The organism is Actinomyces polynesiensis, from assembly GCF_000820725.1.
Classification (GTDB): domain Bacteria; phylum Actinomycetota; class Actinomycetes; order Actinomycetales; family Actinomycetaceae; genus Pauljensenia; species Pauljensenia polynesiensis.
Window position 1 is genome coordinate 1 of sequence record NZ_CCXH01000103.1, and the last position, 8244, is coordinate 8244.

Genomic DNA, 8244 nt, shown 5'->3' on the forward strand with positions numbered 1-8244 from the left:
CCCTCGTGCGTGTCGGTCGACGCCTGGCCCGCGCGCCCACCGTCCCTCGCGGCGCCGCCCTCGTGCGTGGCGACGGGTGCGCCGACGGGTGCGCTGGTGGGCACGGCGTCGGGCGCCCACGTGGTCCCGCCCGGCAGGACCACGGAGTCCAGGCTCATGCGGCCGGTGGTGATGGTGCCCGTCTTGTCGAGGACCATCGTGTCGATGGTGCGCGTCTGCTCGAGGATCTCGGCGGACTTGATGACGATGCCCAGCTGCGAGGCGCGGCCGGACCCGACCAGCAGCGCGGTGGGTGTGGCCAGTCCCAGCGCGCAGGGGCAGGCGACCACCAGCACGGCGACGGCCGCGGTGAAGGCGGCCTGCACCGAGCCCCCCGCCAGGAGCCAGCCCGCCAGGGTCACCAGGGATATCGCGATGACGACGGGGACGAAGACGGAGGAGATCCGGTCCGCCAGACGCTGGACGGGGGCCTTGCCGGCCTGTGCCTCGGTGACCATGCGCCCGATCTGGGCCAGGGTGGTCTCGGAGCCGACGCGGGTCGCGCGCACCACGAGCGCGCCCCAGGTGTTGACCGTCGCCCCGGTGACGTCGTCGCCCTCGGAGACGTCCACGGGCACGGACTCACCCGTGAGCAGGGAGGTGTCGAGTGCGGAGGATCCCTCCACGACGCGGCCGTCGGTGGCGACCTTCTCACCGGGACGCACCAGGAACAGGTCCCCCACGGCGAGGTCCGCGGCGGGGATGCGCTCCTCGTGGCGGGTGCCGTCGGCCTCGGTGCGCAGTCGGGTGGCCTCCTTGGCACCGAGCTCCAGGAGTGAGCGCAGGGCGTCACCGGCGCGGTAGCGGGTGCGTGCCTCCGCCCAGCGGCCGATGAGGAGGAAGAGGGTGATGACGCAGGCACCCTCGAAGTAGATCTCGGCGTGGTGGCCGGCGGCCCGGGGCAGCAGGGACATCTGCATGCGCATGCCCAGCATGCCCGCACCACCGAAGAGCAGGGCCCACCAGCTCCACAGGGTGGAGGCGATGACACCCAGGCTGACCAGGGTGTCCATGGTGGTGGAACCGTGGCGTCCCGCGCGCCAGGCGGCGGAGTGGAAGGGCCAGGCCCCCCAGGTGACCACCGGCAGGGACAGGAGGGCCGCCACCCACTGCCACCCGGTGAACTGCCAGGCGGGGACCATCGACAGCGCGACGACCACGACGGTGGGCGGGGCGCAGGCGATCACACGCCGCCGCAGGGCGATGGCGTGGCGTCGGGCGCCCTCACCGACCTGTGGTGTGGAGGTGTCGGTGTCGTGCACCGGCGTCGCTGGTGCGTCGGCGCGTGCGTCGACGAGGGCGGAGCTGTGCTGGTCTGTGCGGGTGGTGGGGGTGGTCATGACGCCTTCTCGGGGCGTGGGGCGTCCGGGGCGGCGCCCTCGGGGGCGCGCCCGGGAGCACGGGGTGAGAGCCCGGTCGCGCGGTGGGACGCCCGGGGGGTCCGACCGCGTGCCGGGCGGGTCAGCTCAGAAGTCGCGGGCGACGCCGACGAGGTCGAACCCGGCCTCGTCGACGGCATCCTTCAGCTTGGCGTCGTCCACACCGGTGTCGGTGAGGACGGTGACCTTCGAGGTGCCGCCCGAGTTGAGGATGACGTCGACGTTCTTGACGCCGGGGACCTCGCGCAGTTCCTCGGTGACCGAGGCGACGCAGTGTGAGCAGGTCATCCCGTTGACGGAGAGCTCGACGGTGCGGTCGATGGTGTTCTCGGTGGTCATGGTGTGTTCCTCCTGTGGCCCGTGTGGGCCGTGGTGCGGGCGGACCGTCCGCGATGGTGGTGTGGGGTGGGTGCGGTGCGGGTCAGGACTTCACGAGGCGAGCGATGGCGCGGGTGGCCTCCTCGACCTTCGCGTGGCCCTCCTCGTCGGACCTCTTGGCCGCATCGACCACGCAGTGGTTCATGTGGTCCTGGAGGAGTCCGAGGGCGACGGAGTCGAGGGCGCTCTGGACGGCGGAGATCTGGGTGAGGACGTCGATGCAGTAGGAGTCCTCGGAGACCATGCGCTGGACCCCGCGGACCTGTCCCTCGATGCGCCGCAGGCGCGTGAGGTACTGCTCTGTGGAACTCGAGTACCCGGGCATGGCCCTCCTTCTCCGTGCGTTCGGCACCCAAGGTACCCCTACGGGGTATAGGTGTCAAGGGTGGCCCCGCCCCGTCACGGGACCCGCGTGGTGGGAGGAGTCATCCCCGTAACGGGACGGAGGTGGCCCGGTCCCCCGGTCCGACACCGGGCGGTCGGACCCTCCCGCAGCAGTGGTGCGGGGCTTCCGGCACGATCCGACCCGTCCTCCCGCCGGAGGTGTCGTTACGCTGGTCGTCGTGCCGGGGTCGTCCCCCGGCAGGACCGTCGGGCATCGGGGGAGGAGTGCGAATGGCAGCGTCCAGGCCGTCGTTCTACCCCTCCCGCCGCGTGCCGCAGGCCTTCCCGCCCTCGTACCTGCACGTGCGGCTGGCTCCCCTGGTCCCCGCGCTCGCCGCCAACGCCGTGCTGGCGGGGCTCTCCGAGCTGGGCATCATGCCGCCGCGGATGCGCACCGCGCTGAGGGGTCGGGTCGAGGAGGACGGCGCGGAGATCCTCGAGCGCTCCCAGCGGGTGTTCTTCGACGACCCGGGTCTCGACACGCTCCTCATCCGTTCGGTCTCGGCCTCCGCCCGCAAGCTCACCACCCTGGGACGGGCCTACCTGCGTGCCCGCATCGCCCTGCACGCGGACCGTGACGGCCGGGCCGCCACCATGCTCCCCCTGGTGCCGCGGCGCGGGTACGACTCCCTGATGACCTCCATGCTGGCGGTGGGCACCGCCCTGGGGCAGTTCCGAGGCGGGAAGGTCCACGCCCGGGCCTTCTACGACTCGGGCGTCCCGGCACCGGAGGGTCCACTCCTGCCGCTGCCGGAGGGTCATCCCACCCCGGCCGTCCGTCGCTTCGACGCCCCCGACTCCCTGGGCGACCTGGCCGCCGACATCGACGACCTCTACTGGGTCATGGCCTTCGGCCAGGCGGTGAAGATCACGCGGGTGGGCAGTGGGGAGGACCGCCGCTGGTTGGTGTCCCTGCCCGGCACCGACCACATGATGGGCCCCTCCACGCCGAACCCCGCCGACACCGAGACCAACATCCGAGAGGTCCTCAACGTCCCCTCCGCCATGCGCATCGGGACCCTCCAGGCGCTCCACGCCGCCATGCGGGCCGACGGGGTGCCCAGGGACCGGTGGAGCAGTGAACCGGTCCTCATCTGCGGGCACTCCCAGGGGGGCATGGTGGCCACGGCGCTCGCGGCCGCCGATCCGGAGGCGGTGGGGGCCAACGTCACCGCCGTGCTCGCCCTGGGCACCCCCTCCAGGCGCCTGCGCATCCGACCCGACGTGACGATGCTGGCCGTCGCACACGACCAGGACGTCGTACCCTCCATCGACGGCACCCCGCAGAGGGTCCCGGACCAGAGGGTCACCATCGGACGGCGCCTGGTCCGCCCTCGTCGGGGACCCCTCTACTACGCGCACTCCTCGGCCACCTACACCGAGACCGTCCGCCAGGCCGAGCGCAAGGCCTCGGTGGCACCGTGGGGACGCGCGGCGGAGACGGTCGCGAAGCTGCGTGACTTCCTGCCGCGGGAGGGTGAACCGACGCGGGTCCTGATCTTCGACATCTGGCAGGAGCTCCTCGAGCCGACCACGCGCGACACCTGGAACACCTACGTCGAGATCGACCGGCCCGACTGGGAGCCGGTCGACTACCCGGAGGCCTGGGCGCCGAACCCCCTGGTGACGCTCCCCGACCTCTCACGCGTCGTCCCCAACGGCGCCGAGGTCGTGGACCGGCTGCGTGACGAGTGGCGCTCCGGGTTGGAGGACCTCCCCGACCTCTCGGTCCTCCAGGAACGGGCGACCGGGCGCGTGGAGGAGGTGGGCCGCTCCCTCGCCTCCGCCGCGGAGGACCTGCGCAGCACCGTGGACTCGGTCCTGGGGCGTGCCCCGCACCCCTCGGGCACCAGCGCGTCAGCGCCCACGGGGGCAGCCGACGAGGGCGACGCCGGGTCGGCCGGGTCGGTGGGTACCGACGCGGGCGCGGTCGCTCCGACACCCACCGGGTCCGGGGCTGGCTCGGGGAGTGCACCCGACTCCGACGGGACCGAGGGCACCACGGCTGGGGGCGGTGTGCGTCCGGCGACCGCGCCGGATCCGGGGGAGGATGGACCCGAGGGCGGACCGGGCGGTGAGGGCACCGGGGTGGCCCCACGGAGAGACCGACCGGCCGGACATCGGACGACGGGGCGCCGGTCGGGACGACGGCACCGGGGACGGGACGCCGACGGCGACGTCGACGCTGACGGAGGGAACGACCATGGCCGGCACTGACGGGTGGGAGAGGGGTGTGCGCAGGCTCCTGAGGTCGATGCGCGGCTCGGTTCCCGTGAACAAGGGTTCCCACGCGCCGTCAAGGCGCCTGCCCCAGATCGACAACCCGGTGCTCATCGGTGTGGCGGGGCTCGGGGCACTCGGGGCGGGCATCGCGCTGCGCTCCCTGCGGCCGTCCCACAGGAGCGGGCGCTCGGAGCGGATCAGGATGCTCGTCACCGACGCCGTGGAACGCGACACCGGTGTGACCGGCACCGACCCCCGGGCGACATCGGTGGAGGTCCAGGTCCACGAGGCCTTCGGAAAACCACCTCTGGTCAGCATCGACATCCGACTCGAGAGCGCCGTGGACGACGAGGTCGCCGTGGACGCCCTGGACCGCGCGGCGCGGGCCGCCTGGGACAACCCGGAGATCGCCCCCGTGGCGGTGCGCGGCCGGGTGCTCCTGGGGGGCGGGGCCGGGAGCGTCCCGTCCACGGCTCCGGGAGTCGACGGTGCGCACGTCGGCTTGGGCTCGCACACCGTCGCGGCGGAGGGTCCCGCCCCGAAGGTCCTGGCCGACATGACCTCACTGGGCTGCGAGGACGAGACCGCCCGGCCCGCCGACCTCTACGCCCGGTACGGGTCGCCGGCCTCCGATCCCGCCTGGCGGCCCTGAGAGTCCCGCCTTCCCGAGAGTCCTCCCTCCAGGGACGCCACCCGTGGCTGGCCACCAGGTGGGGTCGCGGGCGCCACGACTCCCCACTCGGTGGCTGGGTTTGGCACGACTGTCCATTCAGTCGTCGGACGTGCGACGACTGCCCACGTGGTGATCGATCCTGCCACCACTCCCACCCGGAGGGACTCGTGCCACCCGGGTCGGCCCTTCGGTCGCCCGGAGGCGGGCCCGATCGTGGGACCGGCGGTCCGAGCGGACACCTCGCACCACCCCCGCACCCCGTGGCGTTCGTCAGTCCAGGAACTCGACGATCCTGTCGGACAGACCCGTGTAGGTCGCCGGGGTGAGCGCCAGCAGGCGCTCCTCCACGTCGGCGGGCAGCCCGAGGTCCGCGATGAAGGCCCGCATGTCCTCCCCGGACACGGTGTGCCCGCGGGTGAGTTCCTTGAGACGTTCGTAGGGGTTCGCCATGCCGGTCGCCCCCGCGATGGAGGCGGCGCGCATGGCCTGCTGGACGGCCTCTCCCAGCACCGCCCAGTTCGCGTCGAGGTCCGTGGCCATGCGTGCCTCGTCCATGTCGACGCCCGCCAGCCCGCGCGAGAGGTTGTCGATGGCCAGCAGTGAGTGCCCCAGGGCCACCCCGATGTTGCGCTGGGTGGTGGAGTCGGTGAGGTCACGCTGCATGCGGGAGGTCACCAGCGTCGCCGACAGGGAGTCCAGGAGGGCGTTGGAGACCTCCAGGTTCGCCTCCGCGTTCTCGAAGCGGATCGGGTTGACCTTGTGGGGCATCGTGGAGGACCCGGTGGATCCCTGGGCGGCGAGGTTCTGGTGGAAGTAGCCCATGGAGATGTAGGTCCAGCAGTCGGTGGCGAGGTTGTGGGCGATGCGGTTGAAGCGCGCGATGTCCCCGTAGAGCTCCGACTGCCAGTCGTGGGACTCGATCTGGGTGGTGATCGGGTTCCACACGAGTCCCAGGGACTCCACGAACTCCCGCGTCACCGCCGGCCAGTCCGCCCCGGGAACGGAGACGACGTGGGCGGCCCAGGTGCCGGTGGCCCCGTTGACCTTGCCCAGGTACTCGGTGCCCGCCACGCGCGGGAGTTGGCGACGCAGCCGGTGGACGAAGACGGCCAGCTCCTTGCCCATCGTCACCGGGGTGGCGGGCTGGCCGTGGGTGTGGGCGAGCATGGGGACCTGCGCCCCCGCCCTCGCCATGTCGGCCAGGTGGTCCACCAGTGCGTCGGCGGCCGGCAGCCACACCTGCTCGACCGCAGACTTGACGGTGAGCGCGTAGGAGAGGTTGTTGATGTCCTCCGAGGTGCAGAAGATGTGGACGACCTCGTGCAGGCCGGGCAGGACGGTGTCCGGGCCCAGGGCTGCGGGAGCGGCGTCGAGGTACTCCTTGAGCAGGTACTCCACGGCCTTGACGTCGTGGCGCGTGCGGGCCTCGATGTCGGCCAGGCGCTCGATGTCCTCGTCCCCGAACTCGACGGGGATCCGGCGCAGGTAGGTGCGCTCGGCGTCGGAGATCCCGGGTGCGCCGGGCAGGACGTGGTGGTCGAGCAGGTGCACGAGCCATTCGACCTCGACGTGGACGCGCGCGCGGTTCAGTGCGGCCTCGGAGAGGAAGTCCGCGAGGTGCGCGACCACCGGCCGGTAGCGCCCGTCCAGGGGGGACAACGGCTCGCCGCGCGCCGCCAGGTCCGTGTACCCGTCCGCAGTGGAGAAGAGGCCCGACCAGTCTTCGCTCATGGCGCCCATTGTTCCAGAACGCCCACCGCCCGGGACCGGGCGTCCGCTCGTGGTCGGGGCTCGTGTGCCTGCGCGGCAGGACCGACGAGGGCGACGCCGCCCTCGTCCGTGGTCGGGTGGTGTGACCGGACCTCAGGCCCAGTGCCGTGCGATGGCGAGCGTCTCGCGGACGTACCCGCGCCCGAAGAGCTGGCAGTGGACCATGAGCATGTGGAGCTGGTGCAACCCGATCCGCTCCCGCCAGCCGTCCGCCAGGGGCGATTCCTCGTCGTAGGCCGCCCAGATGCGTTCCAGCTGAGGGGCACCGAAGACGGCGAGTGCGGCGAGGTCCTCCTCGGCGTGCCCACCCTGCGCGGCGGGGTCGATGAGGGTGGCCCCCTCGCGGGTCCACAGGACGTTCCCGTTCCAGAGGTCGCCGTGGGTGCGTGCCGCGCCGTGCCCGGAGGCCTCCACGAGGGCGGGCTGGGCGTGGTCGAACTCACCGGTGGAGAGCCGCTCGCACAGGCGCCCGAGCACCTGCCGGTCGGAGGCGGTGAATGCCGGGGCGTCCAGGTAGGGGGCGAGGCGGTACCGGGCGTAGAAGTCTCCCCAGGAGGTCGTCGACTCCTCAGGGGTGGCCGGGAGCGGAAGTCGGGCGAGGCCCATCCACCCCTGTCCGTGGTTGTCGGGCGGTGGGGCACCCAGGTGGGAGGCCCCGGCGGCGTGCGTGTGGGCGAGTGCCCGGCCGAACTCCTCCGCCGCCCGGGCGGTGGGCGAGACCTCCGACAGGCGGGGCTCCTCCAACCAGTCCGGGCCGTGGTCGAGGACGGGGACGACGGGGGCGGCGTCGGAGGGGGTGTCGGCCAGCCAGGCGAGACCCGCGACCTCGTAGAGGATCCGCCCCGGGCGGTGGTCGGACTTGCGGAAGGTGTCCATGCCTCCACCGTAGGCACCTGCCCGGGCGCGGGCACTGCGGGAGCGGATCCCGGGAGGGGCGGGTGGTCCCGGGAGAGGGGTTCGCACTCCACTCCACACCGCGGGTGTGGTGTCCCCTGCGTCCACAGGGTCGCGGCCCGCTCACCCCGCACGCGTGGGGTGGTTCCTAGCGTGGGTGGCGTGGGCCGTCCGGGGCCGCGCCGGGTGTGCCGTGCTCCCGGGAGGGGCCGGAGGGAACGGACGTGGACGGAACGGGGAGGGACGCATGGCGGGGGAGGGGAACTGGGACCCGATGGACCTGGTGGACCACGGGATCGACTTCACGACGGACAGCGCGGTGAGGTGGTGGGGACCGTGGTCGCCGTCAGGCACCTGGGGCGCGGCCGGTCCCGCGGGGCTGCGCCTGGCGCGGATCCTCGAGGAGCTCGCCGCGGTGGACCTCTCGGGCTGGCAGGGTCCCGCAGCCCGGGCCGCCGGGGAGACGCTCACGGGCGCCGCCCAGCTCGCGCGGGTCGGTGGGGA

Annotated in this window: 8 protein-coding genes; 3 read left to right on the forward strand and 5 right to left on the reverse strand. The window is 72.9% G+C overall.

The genetic code is table 11. From position 1 onward, the window contains the following. The 3 genes from TA90_RS04540 to TA90_RS04550 form a co-directional block, all read right to left on the reverse strand. Positions 1–1379: HAD-IC family P-type ATPase (locus TA90_RS04540; protein WP_147513374.1), on the reverse strand; the 1379-nt coding region annotated here is incomplete at its 3' end. 126 nt (positions 1380–1505) lie between these two features. Beyond that, positions 1506–1757, reverse strand: a complete 252-nt coding sequence (locus TA90_RS04545) for a heavy-metal-associated domain-containing protein (protein WP_043534831.1) — start codon at positions 1755–1757, stop codon at positions 1506–1508. An 82-nt stretch (positions 1758–1839) separates the two neighbouring features. Then, positions 1840–2121: a metal-sensitive transcriptional regulator gene (locus TA90_RS04550; protein WP_043534832.1), complete on the reverse strand. Its 282-nt coding sequence runs from the start codon at positions 2119–2121 to the stop codon at positions 1840–1842. Positions 2122–2411: 290 nt separating this feature from the next. Here TA90_RS04550 and TA90_RS04555 point away from each other — a divergent pair, with 290 nt between their 5' ends. Further along, positions 2412–4397: a hypothetical protein gene (locus TA90_RS04555; RefSeq protein ID WP_052450503.1), complete on the forward strand. Its 1986-nt coding sequence runs from the start codon at positions 2412–2414 to the stop codon at positions 4395–4397. Then, positions 4384–5055: a hypothetical protein gene (locus TA90_RS04560; protein ID WP_043534833.1), complete on the forward strand. Its 672-nt coding sequence runs from the start codon at positions 4384–4386 to the stop codon at positions 5053–5055. Before TA90_RS04555 ends, TA90_RS04560 begins: the two co-directional genes overlap by 14 nt. Positions 5056–5346: 291 nt before the next feature. Here the strand turns inward: TA90_RS04560 and purB are convergent, their stop codons facing one another. Together purB and TA90_RS04570 are read right to left on the reverse strand one after the other, a co-directional pair. Further along, entirely contained in the window at positions 5347–6807 is a 1461-nt protein-coding gene (gene purB / locus TA90_RS04565) for an adenylosuccinate lyase (protein ID WP_043534838.1), read from the reverse strand. A gap of 132 nt (positions 6808–6939) precedes the next feature. After that, positions 6940–7722, reverse strand: coding sequence for a fructosamine kinase family protein (locus TA90_RS04570; protein WP_043534834.1), 783 nt, complete (start codon positions 7720–7722; stop codon positions 6940–6942). Positions 7723–7987: 265 nt separating this feature from the next. Here TA90_RS04570 and TA90_RS04575 point away from each other — a divergent pair. Further along, positions 7988–8244: hypothetical protein (locus TA90_RS04575; protein ID WP_043534835.1), on the forward strand; the 257-nt coding region annotated here is incomplete at its 3' end.

Coding starts and splice junctions, on each gene's coding strand:
- TA90_RS04545 (WP_043534831.1), bottom strand. CDS start 1,757: ATGACCACCGAGAACACCATCGACCGCACCGTCGAGCTCTCCGTCAAC.
- TA90_RS04550 (WP_043534832.1), bottom strand. CDS start 2,121: ATGCCCGGGTACTCGAGTTCCACAGAGCAGTACCTCACGCGCCTGCGG.
- TA90_RS04555 (WP_052450503.1), top strand. CDS start 2,412: ATGGCAGCGTCCAGGCCGTCGTTCTACCCCTCCCGCCGCGTGCCGCAG.
- TA90_RS04560 (WP_043534833.1), top strand. CDS start 4,384: ATGGCCGGCACTGACGGGTGGGAGAGGGGTGTGCGCAGGCTCCTGAGG.
- purB (WP_043534838.1), bottom strand. CDS start 6,807: ATGAGCGAAGACTGGTCGGGCCTCTTCTCCACTGCGGACGGGTACACG.
- TA90_RS04570 (WP_043534834.1), bottom strand. CDS start 7,722: ATGGACACCTTCCGCAAGTCCGACCACCGCCCGGGGCGGATCCTCTAC.